Here is a 23,396-nt window from a genome sequence, read left to right on the forward strand (position 1 = left end):
CTTTTAAAAACGTCACGTTGTCACCTGCCAAAACGAGTCTGCAGGTGCAGTGCTTGTCTCTGCTTTTTTCTCATATTTCTTTAAAAGATCCGCAATGTCCGTTTTTTCATTACTTGTTTTTTCCGGTTCACTTTCCGTGCTGTTCCAGCCGCCCAAAAGCGGGTAGTGTTTTTTTCTGAATTCCGGCGGCTGGGGCGCCCGGTGATATTCCCGCTGCCTTTCACCTCTGTATTCTTCAACGAGGATATGAGCATTTGTCCCGCCGTCAGGAAATGAACTCTGAGCTGCGACGCGGGGTTTCTTCTCTGAATGCCAATCAACGGGTTCACGATTAAAATGAATACGCGACGCTTCAAAGTCATAATGTTCAAATGGCTCACGCGCTGATAAGAAAGGCGGAATCCGCTTATGATAGACGCTCAGCACACATCGGATGAAGCCCGCAATACCTGAAGACAGAAGCAAATGCCCTACATTCGGTTTCACTGATCCGATCCGGCAGGGCAGAAGCGTTTTCCGGTTCAGCTGATAGACATCTGAGAGCGCCTTGATTTCCACCGAATCAACGATTGGGGAACCGCCTCCGTTCACTTCTATATATCCGATGTCTTCGGGCGACTTTTCCGCCATATTAAGCGCAGTTTGAATGACGTCTCTCTGCGCCCTTATATTCGGTGAACCGGGACCGAGCGTCCGGCCGTCATTGTTTACCGAGACGGCTTTTATGACGCCGTAAATACGGTCTCCGTCCCGCACCGCATCGCTCAATCGCTTGATAAAAACCGCCCCCGCTCCTTCTCCGAGCACTTCTCCCGCTGATTCACGGTCGAATATATGAAACACACCGTTCTCATTTAAAATATGGCGCGCTCCGAATAACCGGTGCGCGGATGGAGATAAGAGCAGACTCACCGAACCGACTAAGGCCGCGTCAATCCTTCCGGCCAAAAGGGCGTCTTTTGCAAAGGACAGCCCGATCAGCCCTGAGGAACATGCTGTATCCACGACAAGGCTCGGCCCTGTGACATTAAAAAATCGTGAAATGTTGGCCGCCAAATAGTTTTGCCCCGCCCCCAAAATCGGATTAGGCGCCTGCAGGATATGTTCCATACCGGCTGAAGGCTGCGCCCTGCCGCCGATGTATACGCCGACTTTCCGGCCCGACAAATCCTTTTGTCCGTACCCGGCATCATAAACGGAATGAACCGCTTCTTCTAATATGATCCGCGCCTGCGGGTCCATAATTGCCGCGTCTTTTTCAGAGATGCCGAAAAAGCCCGCATCAAACATGTCGATATCATCAATCCACCCCGCATAATCCTTTGCATGTGCTGTTGCATGCCAGCGCGATGCGGGGACAGGCCGGATGGCGGTGTTCCCTTTCATCAGCAGCTCCCAAAAAGCATCCGTTCCGCCCGCCCCCGGAAAACGGCAGGACATGCCGACGACGGCAATATCGTCTTCGGTATCCGCTTTCGGCTTCATGGATGTTCTCTCTTCAGCGGCGGCGGTTACATCAGGCTGGACGTCCATGTCTTGAACGAAACCATTTTCTTTTGTCACAAAATCGGTTTCATGATGCGCTGCGAAATAGTCAACCATTTCTGTAATCGTTTGATATTGAAGCATTAAGGACGGTGTTAACTTTATGCTGATCCGTTTTTGCAATGATTGAACCAATTCCGCAAAGAGTATTGAGTCAATCCCGTATTCATCAAACGGCATATCATCTTTTATCTGCTCATCCGTCATTTTCAGTTCTTCGCTGAAAACGGTGCGCACCCATTGACGAATCATATCCTTCACCTTTTGGTCACCGGCAGTGCTTTTTTTCATGGGCGCTTCAGTTTTCTTCACCTTCAGAAGATCACCAAAATCAGCCTTACTGTCTTCGGGAACACACGGAATTCCGCAGCTTTGTCCGTTTAATATGATGTAATCTAAAAACTTCAGTCCGTCTTCGGCAGACAGCCTGGAAAGTCCTGATTTTTGATAAGCAGGTGTTTCCGGCAGGCCTTCAGCCATGCCGGTTTCTTTCCAGACGGGCCATTGAACGGCTTTAACAAACACGTTTCCTTTACCTGCCTGATGATTTGCAAAAGAGTCCATAAATGAATTAGCCATCGCGTAGTCACTTTGCCCCGCAGCAAGCGAAGGAATCAGACCCGAAACGGATGAGAACAAAATAAAAAACGACAGCGGCTCATTCTGAACGGCTTCATAGAGACCGCAAAGCCCAGTTACTTTCGGCGTGCAAACGCTTTCGATTTCAGTTTCGGTTTTGTTATAAAAAGCGGGGTGTTCTCCCATTGCACCTGCGCAATGAAAAACGCCGGTAATCGGTCCCATCGTGCCGCGGATGCTGTCCGTCATGTTCCGGAGCCCCTTTTGATCCGTAAGAGAAACGCTGTAATAACAGATCTCCGCGCCCCGCTCGGCTAACCTCTGCATCCGCTCGGCTTTTTCCGGGAGAATGCCGTCCTTTTTCATGTCTGCCCACTCTGAGGAATCGGGAAGCGGCTCCCGCCCCATGATGACCAGTTTCCTGCATCCGCGTGAAACGGCATGATCCGCCGCAATTGCGCCGATCCCGCGCGATCCGCCCGTTATTAACAGCACATCATCAGACGAATAGGAAAGCTCAGGCGCCGCAGACACATTCGTACCCTGCTTCAGAAACGGCACATAACGGCGATTCAGCCTGTAGCAGCATTCACTGCCGCTTTTGGCCCGCGGCTGTAAAAATTCAGTCTCAATCTGTCTGCTTAATTCTTCTGTATGCTCAATCTCACAATCGCTATCTATCGTAAAAGAATGTATGTTGGTATACTCAGCGCCCAGCATCCGGTACAGCCCCGCCGTTTTCGCCCCTTGCATCAGAGGTTTACTTTCCTTGAAAGGCTGGAGGCGGTGTGTCACTTGGCTGAACACAGCGCCGCTATGATGGAATGATTCAAGAGCCTGCTGTAAAAAGGCAAGCTTTCCGTGTTCTATCTCTTCCCGCCGTTCATATTCCGCATCATATGCGGTTATGTCGACGACCCCGAGTATCTGTTTGTTTTGAAGAGACTCCCGCACTCTGCCGTAAAGGTTTCGCCCCGATGCGGCAGCGTAATAATCGGCGCCGTCTTTTGCCTGATGGATGATGCAGATCGTTTCAATATGGCCGTTTCCTTTAAATAGAGCATCGGCCAATCGGCTCGTCTTATCAGTTGCAAGTATCATTACTGTTCCTGATAAGGCTTCAGACTCCGCCGGATCTTGCTGCTTCCAGTCTTTTTGAAGAATGATCTTTTGGTTTTCCGCCGGTTCGTCTGTCTGTTTCCGGATATCCGCAGGCACAGGCACCCAATACCGCTCCTTCGCGAACGGATATACAGGAAGGCTGACCCGTTTCGGCTTCTCTCCTTCGTATAACTGGTTCCAGTCAACGGCGGCTCCTTTTGCCCACTCAGTGAGCAATCTGGAATATTGCTTGTTTTTCAAAAGTTCGGCCATTCCACTTGTTGAAATATCATCTTGAGCACGTCCGCGGAAACACCCTTCAATTTCCGTTTTTCGTTCAAGTACATCCTTCAGTTTCGCTTGCAGGCCGCAAACGGATGTAACGATCAATGCCAGCCGTTCAGGCATCGCTTCTCTGCCAGCTTGAAGCGTGTAGGCCAGGTCTTTAAGGTTGACTTCTTTTTCCCGTAAAAAGCGGGCATACCGTTTGACATATTCCAATAGCCGTTCTTCATTTTTTGCCGAAAGCAGAAACAGAACCGGCTCGTCTTCCCGTATATTCACCGATTTCTTTTCAGCCTGCGGCGGCAGATATTCCTCTATGACAAAATGGGCATTGCTCCCGCTGGCGCCAAAAGAACTTAAACCCGCTCTTCTCGGCTGGTCAGGATGTGACGGCCGTTCCCATTCTTCCAGCCGGTCCGCCACATAAAACGGCGTATCCGGAAATGGAATATAGGGATTCAGCGTGTCCGCGTGCAATGACGGAAAGATTTCTCCATGCTTCAGCTGCAAAAGCACCTTTGTTAATCCGGCGATTCCGGCGGCTCCTTCTAAATGGCCGATATTTGATTTGGCAGAGCCGATGGCGCAAAACCGCTTCTTGTTTGTCCATTTGCGGAAAGCGCGGCTCAGCCCTTCAATTTCAATCGGATCACCCAGAGACGTACCCGTTCCGTGAGCTTCAATATAACTCAATGTCTCCGGATCAATGCCGGCACTCTGAAAGGAATCTGTAATGACTTCCGCCTGTGATGCCGGATCAGGCACGGTCAAACCGGATGTTTTTCCGACATGGTTTAAAGCGGAGCCTTTTATGACGCCATATATCGGACAGCCCATCTTTTCCGCTTCTTGAACGGTTGTCAGTAACACCGCGCCGACGCCTTCTCCCGGCACATAGCCGTCACCGCCGTCGGCGAAGCTTTTGCAGACGCCTTCTGAAGACAGAAATCCGGCATTCGCCAAAAACGCATATTTATGCGGATGTGTGACCGCATTAACACCGCCGGCAATGGCGAATTCGCACTCCCCCCTTTTAATGCTTTCACATGCCAAATGTATGGATGTGAGCGAAGAAGAGCACATCGTATCAACAGCCATTGACGGCCCTGTAAAGTTCAGGCAGTGAGACACGATATTCGGAACGGAGGCAGGCGTCACGCCCATAGACAGCGGTGTGCCCCGCTGTGTGATTTCAGCGCCGAACAGCTCATAATGGCTCCAAAACACACCTGCGAATACCCCGACGCGTTTTCTATTTTGTGAAGATGGCCCGCGCGCCGTTCTGTCCTGATAAAAACCGGCATCTTCACAAGCTTCCCAAGCCGTCTCTAAAAACAGCCGTGCCTGCGGGTCCATCATTTCAGCCTGGCGCGGAGTCAGATTGAAAAACAGCGGATCAAAGCTGTCTATGCGATTTAAAAATCCTCCGTAACGGTAGAACTGATCTGCTTCATATGAGAAAGGATAACCTTTCCATCTGTCTTTCGGCATTGTTGTGATACAGTCTTTACCTGAGCGCAGATTTTGGTAAAATTCATCGATGCTTTCCGCCTGCGGATATCTTCCCGCCAATCCGATTACGGCAATATCGTGCTCTTCTGTATGTCTCTCTTGTTTACGGCTTCTTCTCTTGACAGCTGCATGGGATAATGAAGAGCGGTTCTTGTCTGCCATCGGAACCAATCGGGCCATGCTTTCAGTTACAGCAGGCTCCTTCCCGTATAAAATAACGGATTGCAGCTTGCCGAGACGCAGCATATATTCAAGTGAAGCCATCCCTTCCCCGGCCGGAAGCGGGCTGGTGCCGGTTGCATCATTCATGATCTCTTTCATCAAGCTGTCAACCTGCATGCCGCCATCTTCCCAAAGCGGCCAGTTGATCGTCATAGAAGCCCCTGTCCGTTCGCCTTTTTCCGCTTTGCAATCGCGATATTTCATATATTCATCCATAAAAGCGTTCGCTGCGGCATAATCTGTCTGGCCCGCATTTCCGGTCAACGCCGAGAATGAGGAAAATGCGGCGAAAAATTCAAGCGGTTCATGCTGTGAAGCTTCGTCCGCATGAATCAGGCCGCTGATTTTCGGCAGGAACACCCGCTTCAAGTCAGAACTGTCTTTTTGGATGATAAATTGGTCTTTTAAAACACCGGCGCAATGAAAAATGCCCGTCAGCCGGCCGAAAGTTTCTGTAATCTGAGCAAATGCCCGCTCTGTTTCGGCTTTGCTGCCGATGTCCGCTTGAACGTAAAGAACTTCCGCTCCCAATGCTTTCAGTCTGCTGATCTTCTCAGACTGTTCCGGCGAACGGCCGATGAGTGCGAGCTTCACCTTTTCTTTTTCTGCAAGGTGACGGGCAAGCAGAAATCCAAGACCGCCGAGGCCTCCTGTAATGACATATACGCCGTTTTGTTTCCAAGGAGACTGTGTCTGCCCGTCCGGTTTCTCAATACGTTCGAACAATCTGATCTGCCGCATATTGTCTTTATACCGAATGTCTGTGCAGCCTGCATGAGAGCAGTCTGCTTCTGTTCTAATGATTGCGGCCGTCTCACTTGGCAATCTCTCATTCTTGTCACAGAAGGTGATCACCTGAGTGCGAAGAGCCGGATTTTCCAGATGGGCCGTTTTCAGCATAGCCCCGAGAGCGGAAGACAATGCCGCTCCATTCTCAACGGCGCATACAAGCTGAATCAATGTATGTTCTTTCGGATGGTCTGTCAGTTCCCGTTTGAGCATACGAAATATGCGCTCGGCATCTGCTTCAAACTGCTCATCTGCAACCTCATGCTCCCTTTTCAGTTCTATCACTTCCGCTTCCGGGCAATATGTGCCGAGTTCACCGGTGAGACGGGCTCCTGCATCGGCAGCGATAATGAGATGACGGGTGTGTTTTTGCCCGTTCTGCACCGCCGTTTCCAGCGGATGAACTTTCCAGGCGGGTTCAAAAAACAGAACCTCATCAGCAGTGTCAGCGTCTGATGTATGCCGTTCTTCGGCCGAATCTTTCAGCACACAGCCCGCTTCATTGATAAGGTAATCCGCAAGGCGGCGGACAGATGAATATTCAAAAAGCAGTGTCGGATAAAACTGCTGCTGAAAAGTCTGCTCTAATATCTTTACAAGCTTCAGCAAATGCGCCGAGTCAAGCCCCATATCATAAAAGCCTTTCCGCACATCAATAGCCTGTGCCGGACGATTGATCAGCCTGGCGATTTCCGACTTGATGTAAGTCACCATGTTTTGTTCCGGCGTTTGCTGTTCAGACACATCTTCTGCGGCCACAGGACTTTCGGGCTCTCCACGGCCGCTTCTGTTCTGCTGAGGCGGCTTCTCTTTGTCTATCAGATGGGTAATCATATTCGCTTGTCTGACCCTTTTTACTGTCAGTTTCTCACATTCGGCCAATACGTTCCCTGCCCTGTCGTAAATCGTGAAGTCGGCCGAATAAAAATCAGGTTCGCTATCTGATGCGCCGCTTTCAGTGCGGCTGTTTTTCGCAGAATAAGTGTAAATCGTTTTCGGAAACCGCTGATATATGCAAAAACGATTAATCATAAAAGGAATATAAGGTGTGTCATTCTGCTTTTGGGCCGACAATGCAAAGGAAGAGCCGGCAAGGGTGGACGCATCTAAAAAAGCCGGATGCGCCTTAAATTTCTCCCGGAATCCTTCAGCCAAATCACTCAGAGTGAGCTCCATTAATTCTTCTTTATCCTGAAGCTGATAAACAGCCCCTTCATTTTTCATAAACTCGCCATGCTCAATATAGCTTCTTCTTGCAATTCCGTAAATCTCATGCATGTCCCATTTTCGGCTTGCGTTTTTCATGAATGCTTCAATATTCAGTTCTTTTGCCCGGGGCGTGTCTTTTTGCAAATAAAGCTGACATTCCATATTCTCATCCCGTTTTCCGCCAAGCGGTGTGCCGTTTTTTGCTTTTTCGCTTGTGATCTCAACTTTCCAGCTGTCACGCTCCGGCGTAAAGGTGACATACAGGTGTTTATCAAACTCTTCAGATGTTACAACAGGCTGCTTAAAAATAATCTGTCTTAATTCTATAGGCCTTTCACCGAGATACCCGGCGGCGAGCCGATACAGCATATCTATTAAAGTCACGCCCGGGAGGACGCGGATTTGATGAACGCGATGATCCCGGACGATATAATTCGTATGGCTGATTTTCTGCAGGAACGTTTTGACTTGATCGGTGGCAACTGCCAATCTATCACACCTCGCTTATTTCAAACATTGCTTCTGTGCCCGCCTCATTTTCTTCCGCTTCGGACAACTGTGCTTTTTCAGGCCAATACCGCTGTTTTCGGTATACTGTCTGGCCGCCTTTCGGTTCCATGGTCGCTTTTCGTTCTCTCGGAATTCCTTCGTTGCTGACAATGATATGGGCGTTATTCCCGCCCAAACCGAACGCGCTGACGCCGGCCCTGAGTATCTCTTTTTTTCCGTCCCACCGCTTCAGCTCAAGCACAGGATAAAGCGGCGAATCATGAAATTGAAAGCGGGGGTTCGGTTTATGGCAATGCAAAGTCGGCGGGAGTTCTTCATTGGCAATCGCCAGCAAAACTTTGATGATTCCCGCCGCGCCCGCCGCACTCAGCAAGTGGCCTATATTGCTTTTGACGCTCCCTACACCGCAAAATTGTTTTTCATCGGAATAAGCAGACAAGACATTGGTTAATCCTTTTAATTCAATCGGGTCGCCGATCAAAGTACCGGTTCCGTGAGTCTCTACGTATGTCATGGTGTCCGGCTCGATTTGCGCTGATTGAACCGCCTGCTCAATCAAGTCCTGCTGCGCCCGGGGATTCGGCGTCGTCACCCCCATTGTGCTGCCGTCATTATTTATCGCAGAGCCGTCAATAACGCCGTATATTTTATCTTCGTCTTCTATCGCTTTTTCGAGCGGCTTCAGCATCAGCACACCGCAGCCCTCTCCGATTCCTGTTCCGTCCGCATCGGCATCGAAAGATTTTGAACGGCCATTTGGCGATAAGATTCTCGCCGCGCTCATTGTGAGAAAAGGTTTTTCATCAAGCAAAATGTCAACCCCGCCCGCAAAGGCCGCCTCCGCTTCTCCATTTTGAATAGCCTGCACAGCCAAATGAATTGCCGTAAGCGAACTGGAGCAGGCCGTATCCACGACCAGGTTGGGCCCTGTAAAGTTATAAATGTGCGCCATATGTGCGGTAATAAAATTTTGCCCCGCGCCAATAATCGCGTCTTTTTGCAAATATTGAAATTTCTGATGAAACGCACCTGCCCTTGCACCGGCAAAAACGCCGATACGGCGGCCCCAGAGATCCTCTTTTTGATAACCCGCATCGGCCAAAGCTTCCGCGCTCACTTCGAGCCACTGCCTTTGCAGCGGGTCTATCATCGGTGCCAGCGTTTCTGAAATATTAAAATACTCCGGGTCAAAATGATCAATATCGTGAATAAAACCTCCCCATTTACTGATGCTTTTTCCTTCTTGATATTCACCCGGCTGATAGTGTTCTCCGGCGTTCCATCTGTCCGGCGGAACTTCAGTGACGGCATCCGTTCCGCTGCGGAGATTCTTCCAAAATTCTTTTATATCCCCCGCTTTCGGAAAATGACAGGCCATGCCGATGATCGCAACCTTTCCCCGTTTCCCGGGCTTATCTGCCGTTTTTTTGCTCTGTTTCGGCGTCTTCTGCAAAGGGATCTTCTCCGCGGGAACCGCTGCATCTGCCGAAAAAGCTTCCGGACAATGTGCGGCTAAATAATCCGCGAGCTGTTCTATGGTAGGGTGTTCCAGAAGGACAGTCGGATCAATTGAAACGGACGGCAGTTTTTGATCGATCTTTGTCAGCACTTGCGCCAGAAAGATAGAATCCATTCCGTATTCCTGAAAAGGCACATCGATATCCATATGCGTTTCATCGATACTCAGCTCTTTTGCCAAAAGCGACTTCAGCCAAGATTGAATATCAGTCCGGTTATGGACCCGTTTTTTTGTTTCAGGAGGTTTGGAAGCTGTTCTCATTCCTTTATGGGCGGCTGGCTTGGCGTTTTCAAGCGCTTTGATGTCCCAATCATGTTTCACTTGTGCCGGCAGCACGACGGTTCCGGGTCTTTCTCTTAAAATGTAATCAAGCATCTTGAGACCTTCCGCGTCAGAGTGACGCAGCAATCCCGTTTGCTGATACATCCCGCTTTTTGTATCCCTGCTCATGCCCGTCTCATCCCATGCCGGCCATTGTATGCTCATGATGCCGCTCTCATTGTTTTCTGCAAAATAGTCCATATAAGAATTTGCCATCGCATAATCGCTCTGACCCGCCGCAAGAATCGGGACGGCTGCCGAGACAGACGAAAACAGGACGAAAAATGCCGGCGCATCATCCTTTACACTCTCATACAGACTGTGAAGGCCGTCTGCTTTCGGTGCGAGCACCCGCGCGATACTGTCTTTGGATTTGCGGAGAAAAGCAGGGTTTTCACGGTCCGCAATTCCCGCGCAATGCAGAATGCCTCCGACAGGTCCGAGCGTTGTGGTTACCTCTTTTATAAGCCGTCCGACAGCCTGCTTATCCGTCAGATCAACTGTAGAGACGCACACTTTTACGCCTTGTGATTCCAGCTTTCGGATAAGCTGTATTTTTTCCGAAACGACAGGGTCTGTTTGCTCAAGATCCCACTCGGTTTTCGGCGGCAGCTCCTTTCTGCCTGTCAGAAGCAGTTTCTTCACACCGTATGCGGAAACGAAATGCTTGGCGCATAAAGCGCCGAGTCCGCGCGTTCCTCCGGTTATCATCAGGACGGCGTCTTTTGGAAACACAGTCCGGTCTGTTTGCACGGCTTCTGGTTCAATCTGATCAGTCTGCCGAAGAACATAGCTGAAGCGCATGCCGTCCCTGTAGCAAACAGCAGATTCCGTTAAGTCTGATTCAATTTCTTGTTTAATAAAAGCGGCTGTCTGCTCCAGCGGCTCTTCAGGATCAATATCGGCGTGACAGGTGAGAATATGGCTGTATTCGTGCCGCAGCATGCGATAAAGCCCCGCTTTCTCGATACCATGCATAGCGGCCGCCTTATTTTTGAAGGATTCAAGCCCTTTTGTAAGATAAAGCATTTTCATGTTTTCTTGTCCGCGGCCGTATTCAATCAGCTGCTGCAGCGATGCCACCCAGCTGATGTCCTGCCGCTTTTGCCGGGAGCCGCAGCCGGTGAAGTCAATAAACCCGGAATAGATGGCCGCATTCGGATCCTGTAAGAAAGAGATGAGCTGATTTTCCTGCACAATGTCAGCATCGTTCAGCTGTTTTTTCACCTCGGCGGCAAGGTCTTTTGTATCCTCGGAAACGATGAGCGCTATTTTGCTGAATGGCTCGGATGAAGACACTGCCTCGGAAGGCTCCCATGTTTTCTGCAATAATACTGTTTTTTGATTCGAAAGCGGCAGCTGCTCCCGTTTCGGCACCCAATAGCGGTCTGCTCTGAACGGATAGGAGGGCAGGCTGATGCGGCGCGGCTTACTGTCCGTATACAGCTGCTCCCAATCCGTGTCAAATCCGTTTGCCCAGAGCCGCAGCACTTTCTTGTATTTCTTTTTCTCAATCCAGGCGCTGACGAGGTCAGCAGCGTCTTCATCGTCTGAGAACATGGAGATCGAGTTATTCTCGCGTTTTTTACGCCCGCTGATGATATCTTCGCTGTTTTTTCCCATCAGAAACGCGTTCAGTTTTTCAGTCAGTTCCTCTGCGGAGCCTGCAATGATTCCCAGCCTCGCTTCCATTGCGTCCCGTCCGGTCTGCAGTGTGTATGCAACATCTGCAAGATCGATATGGCGGGATGATCCGTTTTGGATAAAATCCCGGAGGAGACGCGCTCTTTCTTTCAGCCGCTCTTCATTTTTAGCCGACAAAACAAAAAGAGATGACGCTTTCTCACGGGTTTCCGGCTGTTCCGTCTCACTTTTGCCCATGTATTCTTCAATAACGATATGCGCATTGACACCTCCGAAACCGAATGAGCTTACACCCGCCCGGCGGGGCAGGACCCGGCCGTTTTCATCACGCAGCGCTTCCCACTCCTTTGTTTCTGTCACAATGTAAAACGGGCTGTCCTTCAATTTGATATGGGGATTGATGTTCTCGCAATGCAGACTTTTGGCGAGCGTCCGATGTTTCAGCTGCATCAATACTTTGATAACGCCCGCAATACCTGCTGCGAGCTCCAAATGTCCGATATTTGTCTTCACTGAGCCTATCCCGCAATATCCGCCCGGAGCCCCGTCTGTTTGGAAAGCTTTTTTCAATGCATTGATTTCAATCGGATCTCCGAGCGCCGTACCTGTTCCGTGCGCTTCTATATAAGTGATCGTTGACGGGTGAATACCGGCTTTTTGATAAGCGCTTTTCAGCACATCCGTCTGAGCCTGCGGATTCGGCGCTGTAAGTGACGCTGAGCGTCCGCCGTGATTTTCCGCTGTACCGCGGATGAGGCCGTAGATGTGATCCCTGTCATGCTCAGCCTCTGAAAGCTTTTTCAAGACAATCATGCCGGCACCCTCTCCTCTGACATAACCGTCAGCCTGATCAGAAAATGTTTTGCAGCGTCCGTCTTCACTGAGCATGCCTGCTTTTTGAAAACCGATATGGCCTTCAGGCGTGACGATCGTGTTGACGCCCCCTGCGACCGCCATATCACAATCTCCCGTTTCAATGGCTTTTACCGCGCGGTGAATGGCGATTAAAGAGCTTGAACAAGCGGTTTCTACCGGCTCGCTCGGCCCGTGGATATCAAGAAAATAACTCATCCGGTTCGGCCCGACGGACGGCACGATTCCGGTCATCGTATACCCCTCGACAGGAAGACCCGCCTTATTGATTAAGGTTTGATATCCGCTTCCCAATGTGCCGGTGAAAATGCCGGTTTTTGTTCCGGCAATCCGTTTTGCTGAGTACCCCGCGTCTTCAATGGCTTTCCACACATACATCATTAATAGGCGCTGCTGAGGATCCATCATTTCAGCTTCTTTCGGAGATATCCCGAAAAACAGCGGGTCAAACCCGGCGATTCCATCTATAAAACCGCCCCATTTAATTGACGTTTTATTTGCAGCCGCTGCCGGATCGCCGTAATATTCGCGCCAATCCCAGCGATCCCGGGGAATTTCTGTGATGCAATGCTCTCCTTTTGATAAACGTGTCCAGAATTCATCTATGTCTTTCGCTTGCGGAAAAATACCGCTGATTCCGATAATGGCTATCGGTTCGGTTTTTTCTTCTGATTTTCCTTTTACGGATACGGGCGTTTCCCGTTTGACATGAACGGCCGCCGGAGTTTCAGCTTTTCTTTTTCCGGCTTTTGGAGCGGTTTTAAAACGCTCTCTTTCTAAGCCGCTGAATGCTTCTTTCCATTCAGATATCAAATGGCCGCTCAGTTTGCGCAATGTCGGAAATTCAAAGAAGATAGTCGGGCTGAGCTCAAGCTGGTAAGACCGATTTAATAGATTTGTAAATTCAGTGAAGATGATCGAATCAAATCCGTATTCCGTCAGTTCGCTGTCAGCCTCAATATCTTTCATGCTTACCTTTAAAAGATCTGATACATGCCTCTTTAGTTTCTCTTGAACCCGATCTTTCAGATCTGTTGCATCTGTCTCTGCCGGAGCTTGTCCGGCGGCGCTTTGTTCTTCGCCCAGATCGAAAATATGGCTGCGAATCCGTTTCTCGTCGCCTTCTGCCACCATGACCTGGTGTGCTCCGGAGGCAAAAGCGGCATAAAGCGCCTGGATGCCTGATGACGATCGCATGGCTTTCATTCCGGTCTGTTCATACATCAGCCGTTCGGTCTCTTTGTCCACGCGCATACCGCCCTCTTCCCAAAGCGGCCAGTTGACGGACAGGGTCTGCCCGCTCCGCTTGTTGTCCCGCACGAGCCTGTTTCGGCGGGCTGCATAAACATCCATAAATGCGTTGGCTGCCGCATAACCGGCCTGCCCCGGATTTCCCATGCCTCCCGCCAAGGAAGAAAACAGAATGAAAAAGTCCAGCCGCGCATCTTTCGCTGCTTCATCAAGATTGATAAGCCCTTTCACTTTCGGCGCCATGACGGCCTTCCGTTCGTTTTCTGTCTGGTTCAGAATGTAGTTGTCGGCGATCACGCCGGCGCCGTGAATGATCCCGTCGAGTGTTCCGTGCTCCTCCTGTATGCCGCGGACGAGGGCGATGACCGCCGCCCTGTCTGTCACATCTACCGGTTGATACAATACGCGGGCGCCTGACGCTTCCAAGCGCCGTAAGCGGGCGGAGCGCTCTTCATCAAGCGCTTCCGCCCTACCCGTTAATACGAGGACGGCGTTTTTGACGCGGGAGGCTATTTCTTCAGCGAAAATCAGTCCGATGCCGCCCGCTCCCCCGGTAAGGAGGTAAACCCCTTCGTCTTTCCACGGAACGGCGCCGCTTTGAGGGGCCGGCAGATGACGCCAGTTTCTGACGAAACGTTTGCCGCCTTCATAACGGATTTCCGCTTGTTCAGGATGCGTCCGGTTTTCTTTCAGCTTGGCAAGAAGCGCTGATGCTGACTCGTCCGGATCGGCTTGGATGACTTGGCCGTACAGCTTCGGATGTTCAAGGTGAGCCGTTTTCAGAAAAGCGGCCAGCCCCGCCAATACATTGTCTTCCCCCCTGTCGGGGACAAGAAGCTGGATCAGCGTTTTTCCCTTCTGTTTTTCTTTGATAAGACGCTTGACGATCGCTGACAGCTCCGCCGCACAGGCGTCATAATGGTCTTCAATTGGACCTTCGCCGTCAGCCGCACATACGGCGACGTTTATGTCCTCAGCGTTCATTCCGCCATACAGCGTCACGTATCTGAAAGACTCTTCTTGTCCGCCGTCTTCACCCGGCGGTGATTCCTGCCACTTTGGGTGAAGCAAGAGCGGTTTTCCCTCCGTTTCCTCCTCCAGAAAACGGGCGGTGAGCCCCGTCAATCGGACACATACCTCGCCGTTTTCATCACACAGCTCAATATGATAGGCGCCGTCCGCTGAGGAAAGCATCGCCCACATCGTCTCCCGGCACGCAGAAAACACCTGCATATCCCGGAGGGCAAACGGCAGAAACGGCCGTCCGGACGCGGAACCGTCTGAGAGCACGAGACCGATAGAAGCCTGAAGGGCGGCGTCCAGCATACTCGGATGCAGGATGAACGGCTCCTTTTCTTCGCGGGCGGACGGCGGAAGAGTGAGCTTCGCGAGCACTTCTCCGCTTCCGGCATAGACGGCGTCAATCGCCTGATGAGAGGGTCCGTAGGTGATGCCGAGACTGTCGAATGCTTCATAGCACTCAGCCTTTGACATGCGCCAGCCGCCGCAGCGCGCCTGAACCGCCTCCACATCGAGTACAGGAGCACGCTCCGTCTCTTCGAGCACGGCCTTTCCCTGGAAAAAGACAAGCGGCTCTTCTCCTTCGGCATACGCTTCAAAAGCGATGTCTCCGTTTTCTTCCGGCTGAAGCTTTACATGAAGCGTCACGCCTTCAGAAAGCGCCGTCACCGGGCGAAGCCAAACGATCTGTTTGAGCCGGACACCCGCTTTCCCGCCCGGCAAGTCCTCAGCGGCAAGTGTAACGGCGGCCCGGGCCATTTCTAAAGCAGCCGCGCCCGGAAGCACCGGTTTTCCATTGACGATATGATCAGCAAAAAACGGTTCATGCCCTGAAAAAACAGAAGTAAAGCGCTGGGCGGTAAAGGTCGATGTATTCGCGTGGAGCAGCGGGTGAAGCTTTTCACGTTCAGCTGAATTCCGGCTTTCAAGCTCTCCCTGAAGACGATCGGACGCCCAATACGTCTGCCTTGCAAACGGGTAGCCCGGCAGATTGCCGATTCGCGGCAAAGGTCCGCCATAAAGCAAGTCCCCTTCGATTTCATAACCTTGACAATAAAAATCTGCCAGCACGCATAACAGTTCCTGATATTTTCTTTGGTCAGAATATGAGGCGCTGCACTTGCCGAGCACTTCTATTATGTGCTCCTGAATATGCTGTCGGCCTGCAAAGTGCTGCGGTACTTTTCCCGAAAACACATAAGGATGATGTTCATTAAGCTTTGCCTGCTTCCATACATACACTGCGTCATCAGCATCTTGAACCACGATGGCGGCGCGATGGTTAAAGTGATGCCGTCCTTTTAGCAACGTATAGCTGAGCTGGGCTAGATCATTTTCTTTCAGTCCGCCATTTTCCGCCCAAGTGATCATATCTTCGATTTTTTCCTGAAGGGCCTCCTTTGTTTTTGCAGACAAAGTCAGTAAATAAGCAGGGGCATCCCGATGAGGTGAAGCGCTGCGCTTATAGCTTTCCATAACGACATGGGCGTTTGTTCCGCTCATCCCGAATGCGCTGACTGCCCCCATTCGGTTTTTATCCGGCAGAGAAGGCCACGGTTTACCCGTTTTATTCACATAAAAAGGACTCTTCTCCCAGTTGATATAGCGGTTTTCCCCGCTGCAATGCAGACTGGCGGGAATCATTTCACGGGAGAATGCCTGTAAAAGACTGATCAAACTGACAATGCCTGACGCGGCAAACGTGTGGCCGATATTGGTTTTAATTGATGTGAGCGCGCAAAATGCTTCTTCGTTTGTATAGGCAGTAAATGCGTCATAAAGCGCGTTAATTTCCACCGGATCACCGAGTTTTGTCCCCGTGCCGTGTGTGACGATATATTCGATATCTTCAGGGTTGATACGGCCTCGGTCATAAACGGAAGTAAGCAGCCGGGTCTGCGCGACGCCGCTCGGAGCGGTAATTCCGTTTGTTTTCCCATCATAATTGATGCCGCTCGCCCGAATCACCCCGTAAATCGGATCACCATCTTCTTCCGCCTCTCTCAGCGGCTTCAGAACAACCGCCGCGGCCGCTTCCCCGGGAACCATGCCGTCAGCCCTTTTATCAAACGCGAAGCATTTCCCGTTTTCCGACAGCATTCCGGCTTTATCTATCGTTTCAAAAAAGTCCGGGGTATTCATGATATTCACCCCGGCCGCAACAGCTGTTGTGCACTCTTTATTCTGCAGGCTTAATACCGCCTGATGGACAGAAACGAGCCCCGAAGAACATGCTGTATTTATCGCCATCACAGGACCTGATAAATTCAAGTGATAAGCCAGCCGCGCCGCCAAAATACCGTTATGATGAGACGTGACATTGCCTTTGTCCTGTGTTAAAAGGTGATAATCTCCTTCTTCCGCACCCACAAACATACCGATCGTCTGCTGCCTGATGTGACTGGCGCCGTAGCCGGCGTCCTCAAGGGCCCTCCACGCTTCCTGAAGTAGCAGCCGCTGCTTCGGATCCATCGTTTCAGCTTCCCTCGGCGATATTTCAAAAAATAAAGGGTCGAATTCGTCCGCCCCCGGTACAGCGCCGAGTTTCCATTTTGAACTTGTGAAGCCTTTTTTTGCGACCGGTGCGACAACGTCCTTTTCCTGAAACAGAATGTCCCACAGCTCGTCCGCCGTGCGCGCCTGAGGAAATCGGCCGCTCATGCCGATAATGGCAATGGAATCAGCTGCCTGACTGCCCTCGGTTCCGGCGTTCAGCTTATTTCTTCCCCTCTGCTTCTTTCGCTTTTCCGTTCCTGCCTTTTCAAAGACAGATTGATCTGCGGATTCAGGTTTCTTTTCTTCATAGACATGCTCCATGACGGACTTGTGTTCCGTCAGAAAATAGCGGACGACCTTCTCCAGTGTGGAATGTCCGAAAAACAGGGCCGGGGTCACTTCAATTCCGTAGTGAGCGGACAAAGAAGAGGCGAATTCCGCCAAACTGATAGAATCAAAGCCGAAATCAGCCAGATTGTCAGCGTCCGTCAGTCTGTTCTTGTCTATTTTCAAAAGCCCCGCCGCCAGTTCCTTCACATCCCAGCTTACGCATTCTTCCAGTGTAAAGCCTTTCATTTCACTCCGCCTTCCTGAAAACGGGACGTTCCTATTTACAGAACCCGAAATCGGCCGTTCGCCTTGATCTATCTGCAGGAAGCGTTTGGCCCTCGACGGAAAACCGGCCAGGACGAGATACTGGCTGGACGGCTGGACTAACAAAGTTTCAAAAGCTTCGAGTCCTTCCTTTGTATATAAATAACGCTGTCCGCTTGATTTTAAATACATATCGGTGCTTTCCGCCGTGCCGACATGCATCCCCCCTTCTTTCCAAAGCGGCCAATTGATTGCAAGTGACTTGCCGCTTCTGAGTCCGAGGCTCACAAGTTTATCCCGATGACGGACAAAAGCCATTTGGAAGCGGTTCCCCATTGCGTAGTCACAAGAACCGAAGTCTCCTAAAATCGCTGAAGAAGAAGAGAAACAACAGAAGAAGTCAAGCGGCTCCCGTGACAGAACCCGATCTAACACCGCGGTGCCGTCCGCTTTTGGCGATAAGACTTGCTGAAAGGTTTGCAGATCTTTCTCCAGAATGCTTTCAGTGCCTTGAAGACCTGCAGCGTGAATGACACCGTGAATCGGCCCGCATCCTTTCTCTTTCGCTTCTTGCAAACCTTTCTCCATCTGAGCCTGATCTGCGGCATCCGCCTGCACGTAAAACACCTTGGCGCCTGATTCTTCCAATCTCTTTATCTTGTTCAGCACCGGGCCGCCTGCCGCTGATCTCCCCGTCAAAATGAGCGTAACCGGTCCTTTTTCAGCAAAATATCCGGCGAATAATAAGCCTAAACCTCCGCATCCGCCGGTAATCAAGTACGTTTTTCCGCTTTTTATCACACGCTTCTCAACATGGGCAATATCCGTCTGCTTCATTTCCATGACGTGACGGCTTTCCCCACTGTACATGACACTGCGGAACGACTCGCTGTGAAGCTCTTCACATACGTTACGGATCAGCTTTTCAAACGGTCCTTTTTGTCCAAAATAAACCGCGGCCGTATCCGTCTCCGGCAGGATCAGTTTCAGCGACCGTTCCAGCCCGATCCATGACTCGGCGTAATTGATATCGGCATCGGTCCCGCACTGAGCGGAAAGAAGAATTCGCCTCGGTTTAGAACGTAAAGAAGCCGCTGCGCGGATCACATGATACAGAATGGAATAGTCTTTCACGGCCTTTTCATCTTCAAGCGGCCATCCATACAAAACGGCATCCGCCTTGCCTGCAGCCGTTTCAATATGCCGAAACGTTTCTTGATATGCTTGTCCGTCAGTGATTTTAATTTGATAATGCGTGTTTGAAAGCTTTTGAGTTTCCTCACCCTGTGAAATAAAAAACACGCCGGCTCCCGGATAAAGGGATTGTAAAGACCGATAAGCATGTTTTCTGGCAGCTTCTCCCGTAAGAAAACAGATGACCGTTTTCAGCTCTTCATGAATGGATTTCTTCAGAGGCTGCTGCGTCCACCTTTCTTCAAATATCATCATCTCGGAGTGTTCCTCTTGCCCGTGATCCTGCTGAGACGGCTGTCTCATTCTCATCCCTTTGATTTCTGCGCAGACAGTGCCGGTTTCGTCACAAAATTGAATGTCACAGCCGGTTTGATTCTTTTTATTCATATACATCCACATGCCGGATGAGCACGGACGCATGACGCGCAGTTCTTCAACCGCTTCAGGCACGATATGGAATGATGGCTCCGTTTTTGCCAGGACATGAAAAGCTGCGTCCAGAAATTCCGGCGGCAGATGATATCCCGGATTACGGACGCTTTCATCTGTGAGAGCCAGCTTCGCCCAAACCGCATTTTCTCCCGCATAAAGCTTTTCAACGGTGCGGAACTCCTTACTGATCGTTACACCTGATGTGCTTGGTGTTTCATAATCGAATGACAGCGGGCGGCAGTCTTTTTGTAAGGAGGCAATATCAAGCACGCGGGATGGCTGTATGTTCCCTTGCCCGATGATTCCATAATGATGCAGCTTCTCTTCGTCACTGTATATTTCATAATGGATGCCTTCCTCGTCTTCAGACAGAAGGGAGAGATTGACGCCCGCACCGTGATGTCCGCCGGTAATCGGATCAGTCCATGCCGCCGTTCGGATCCATATCTCTTTTTCTTCAGAGCTGTCTGCCGCATGATGATAAGCCGCAAGCGCCATTTCTAAATAAACGGCTGCCGACAGAACCCGCTCCCCTCTCACATCGTGGAAAACGTGTTCCCGGCCTGTAAAAGATGTATGATAGCTTTGCTCCGCCAAGGTTGACGTATTTTCATGCAGGAAAGGATGCACATATTCAGTTGTTCCTGTTTTTTGTTCTTCCCGCTTCATCCAGTAGCTTTCTTTTGCAAATGGATAAGACGGCAGACTGATACGATGCGGCAGCGCGCCTTTATATAAAGATGCCCAATCGACGGGCGCCCCGTGGACCCAGGCATTCAAAAGACTGTCAAATTGACGTTTTTCCATCCAATCACCGACTGTGCCTTCCGTCTCTGTGACAGCACTATCACTCCGGCCCGTAAACACCCCGCTTACGGAACCGGCATTATTCAGAAAAGCAGTCAGCTTCTGTTCCAATTCAGAAACAGAGTCCGCTGTCATCGCCAGCCGTTCTTCCATCGGGACCCTGCCGACTTGAAGGGTAAATGCCGCGTCAAGCAGATTTGCATCTGTAATTGTTCCGTTTCCGGCGGCATTCGACAGCAACAGAGCCCGCTCGCGCAAGCGGTCTTTATCTTTTGCCGATAAAACAAAAAGCGCCGGACGGCCGAAGTCCGCCGAAGTCATTTCAGCCGGTTCATACTCTTCTATAAGCAGGTGGGCATTTGCCCCGCCCGCTCCGAAAGAAGATGTACCCGCGATTCTCGGATATTCCCGTGTTACTCCTTCAGATTCTATGACCGGCCGTCTCCATTCCGCCGTTTCCTGCTGCACGATAAAAGGAGAAGTTTCAAAATCAATTTCCGGGTTCAGCTGCTTTGAATGCAGCGACGGCACCAGATATCCGTGTTTCATCTGAAGAAGAATTTTGGTGACCGCAGCAATGCCCGCCGCACTTTCCAGGTGTCCGATATTGGATTTAACAGAACCGATGGAACAAAATTGCTTTGCATCCGTATAGCGGCGGAAAGCCTTGGTTAACCCCGCGATTTCAATCGGGTCTCCCAAGGAAGTGCCGGTGCCGTGGGCTTCCAGATAGCTGATTGCTCTCGGATCAATCCCTGCCCGCTCCATCGCGTCTGCGATCACTTCCCCTTGTGCATTCGGGTTCGGAACGGTGAACCCGTTCGTTTTGCCGCCGGCGTTCAGAGCGCTTCCTTTAATGACACCGTATATATGATCATGATCTTCAACAGCCTTCTTCAACGGCTTTAACACGATACAGCCGACGCCCTCTCCGTCAACAAACCCGTCAGCCTTATCACCGAACGCTTTGCACGCGTTTGACGGCGACAGCATTCTCATAGAAGAAAGTCCGATATAATGAACCGGATCTGTAATCAGGTTTACGCCGCCGGCAATCGCGCATTCAGATGCACCTGTTCTGATGCTTTCTGCGGCGAGATGAATGGCGGTTAAAGATGAGGAGCATGCGGTATCGACCGCGATGCTCGGACCGTGAAAATCAAACACATAGGATACGCGGTTCGGGATAAAGTGGTAGTGGGCCCCTGTCGGATAGTTGCCGTTCATGACACCCGCAAAGACACCAACCTTTTTACCGGCGCATAGTGAATCAGGGGTATATCCGGCATCCTCAAGGGCCGCATAAGCGGTTTCCAGAAACAGTCTCTCCTGCGGGTCCATGCGCTCCGCTTCTTTCGGGGAGATTTTAAAAAACAGCGGATCAAATTTATCAATATCTGTTAAAAAGCCGCCCCACTTTGTATACATCCGGCCTTCCTTACCTTTTGTCTCATCATAGTAGTCCCGCCAATCCCAGCGGTCTTTCGGAATTTCGGTGATTCCGTGTTCACCGGTTTTTAACCGTTCCCAGAACTCATTAACATTTTCAGCTCCGGGATACTTCCCGGCAAGACCGACAATTGCCACTTCAAGGTGTTTTGAGGGCGGTTCGGAAGCGGGCGGCGCTTTTTCAGAAAAAGATGATGCTTGGCGCTTCGTCAATCCGGCGCTTTTTTTGCGGCTTTGCTTTTTCTCTAAAGTGTGCTGCGCCTTTTCGGCTTCTTTATTTGTCTTGAAAATCCCAGCCATATCTTCCTGTCTTGAGCTGACGAGATATTCCGCTAATCCGCCGATTGTCGGATACTCGAAGAACAATGTGCTGCTGATATCAGGAACGTCTTCCCGCACGCGGTTGGTCAGCTGTACGATTAAGATGGAATCGATTCCGTATTCTTCAAGGGGCGTATGGGCTTGAACGTCCTCAATCGGCATCTTTAAGATGACGCTGACGATCTGTTTCAGGTACTCTGTGCTTTTTTCAAGCAAAGAGCCGGATGATACCGCTTCAGTATGAGGGAGTTCTTCAGAAAATCGCGCATGCAGTTCGCGCTCCTTCGTTTCAGCCAAGTATGCGGCAAGCTCTTCTATCGTCCGGTATTCAAAAAACAGCGTGCTGCTGATATCAGGGACGAGATCCCGCAGCTCATTCGTCAGCTGAACGATCAGAATAGAGTCAATGCCGTATTCATCCAGAGGAGCCAGCGGATTTATCTCTTCTGCCGGCATTTTTAATACTTTTGCCGCAGCCCTTATCAGAAAAGCCGCTGTCTTTTCCGAAAGCCCCTCTCCCGCTTGTTTGATGGGGAGCTGACGATCAGAGGATGTTTGCGGTACGTTTGATTGGCGCTTTTGCGCGGTGTAAGCTTCCCTGCTCTGCCTGATGACTCCGTTGCTTTTCGCTGTGATAATCTGCTGGGTGTGCAGACGTTCGTTTTCAGCCGGAAATTGAATGGAATGAAAGCCTTCAGCCATTAAAACGGATTTCCATGTTTCCGGATAAAGACCGGGGCACCCCGGAATCCGCAGCACCTCATCTTCGTACAGCCACCAGCCCTCTAATAAGCCGAATGTAACATGTGTAAACGGCGTATGCCCGCCCAGTTCATTAACGAGCAGCAAACCGTCTTTTTTCAATACGGCTTTTGCCGTCCGTAAGGTTTTCCGGATATTTTTGGTAGCATGCAGCACGTTTGCGGCGATGGCGATATCGTAGGTTTTCAGATGTAATCCCTGGCCCGCCGCAGGCTTCTCCACATTAAACAGCTGATACGTCAAATACGGATTGTCCGCGCCGTATTCCTTTTCGGCATGCATTAAAAAAGCTTTTGACAAGTCGGTATAACAGTATTCCTGAATATGGTTTTGATAGGGGCGGAGCTTTTTAAACAGTGTGCTGCTCGTTCCGCCGGTGCCCGCTCCGATCTCCAGCAGACGGATGTTTGCCTCAGGATTGTTTTTAATTACATTTTCCACATAAATACACGCTTCATTTGCCAGCACATCGTTGTAATAATCAGCGAGAATGTTATGCTTATAGATTCCTTCAACAAGCTCCATTGAAGAATCGGGAAACATCACGTCAGTGGCTTTTATTTTGCCTGTTAAAATGTCAGGCAAAGCTTGAATGACAGTATCCGCCAGCAGAGCCTGCGCTTTCATATCCGGATCTTTCAGCCATTCGTTTTTCTTCTTATGCCACTCTTCCCAAATCGGGGCCGTTTCACCGCTTTTAAGATCGCTGTCTAAAAGGCGGATGCTTTCTTCCAGCCAGCGCTCATATAAAGGCAGACAGGAAGCCGCCGGCGCTTCGCCGGTCAGACCCATTGAACGCAGCGTCACCCGCAGCACTTGCAGCAAAAGCCGATTCAATTCTTTCATTTGATTGCTTATTTCTGTTCTTAAGGATAACTGTGTACGGTCTTTTTGTTTGTCTCCCTTACCCAAAACCTTATCCTCCTAAGAAAATTAAATTTGCTCCGTCATTTTGACAGGC

At 50.5% G+C, this 23,396-nt stretch carries 2 protein-coding genes; both read right to left on the reverse strand.

What is annotated here, in order from left to right:
* Positions 1-12: 12 nt before the first annotated feature.
* Positions 13-7,731 (reverse strand): SDR family NAD(P)-dependent oxidoreductase, encoded by a 7,719-nt coding sequence (locus ACWJJX_RS11860; protein WP_454022997.1) that lies wholly within the window; start codon positions 7,729-7,731, stop codon positions 13-15.
* 4 nt (positions 7,732-7,735) lie between these two features.
* Complete coding sequence (locus ACWJJX_RS11865; protein ID WP_454022998.1) at positions 7,736-23,347, reverse strand: SDR family NAD(P)-dependent oxidoreductase; 15,612 nt, start codon at positions 23,345-23,347, stop codon at positions 7,736-7,738.
* Positions 23,348-23,396 lie beyond the last annotated feature (49 nt).

The sequence above is a fragment of the Bacillus sp. YH3-2-B2 genome, assembly GCF_053663335.1.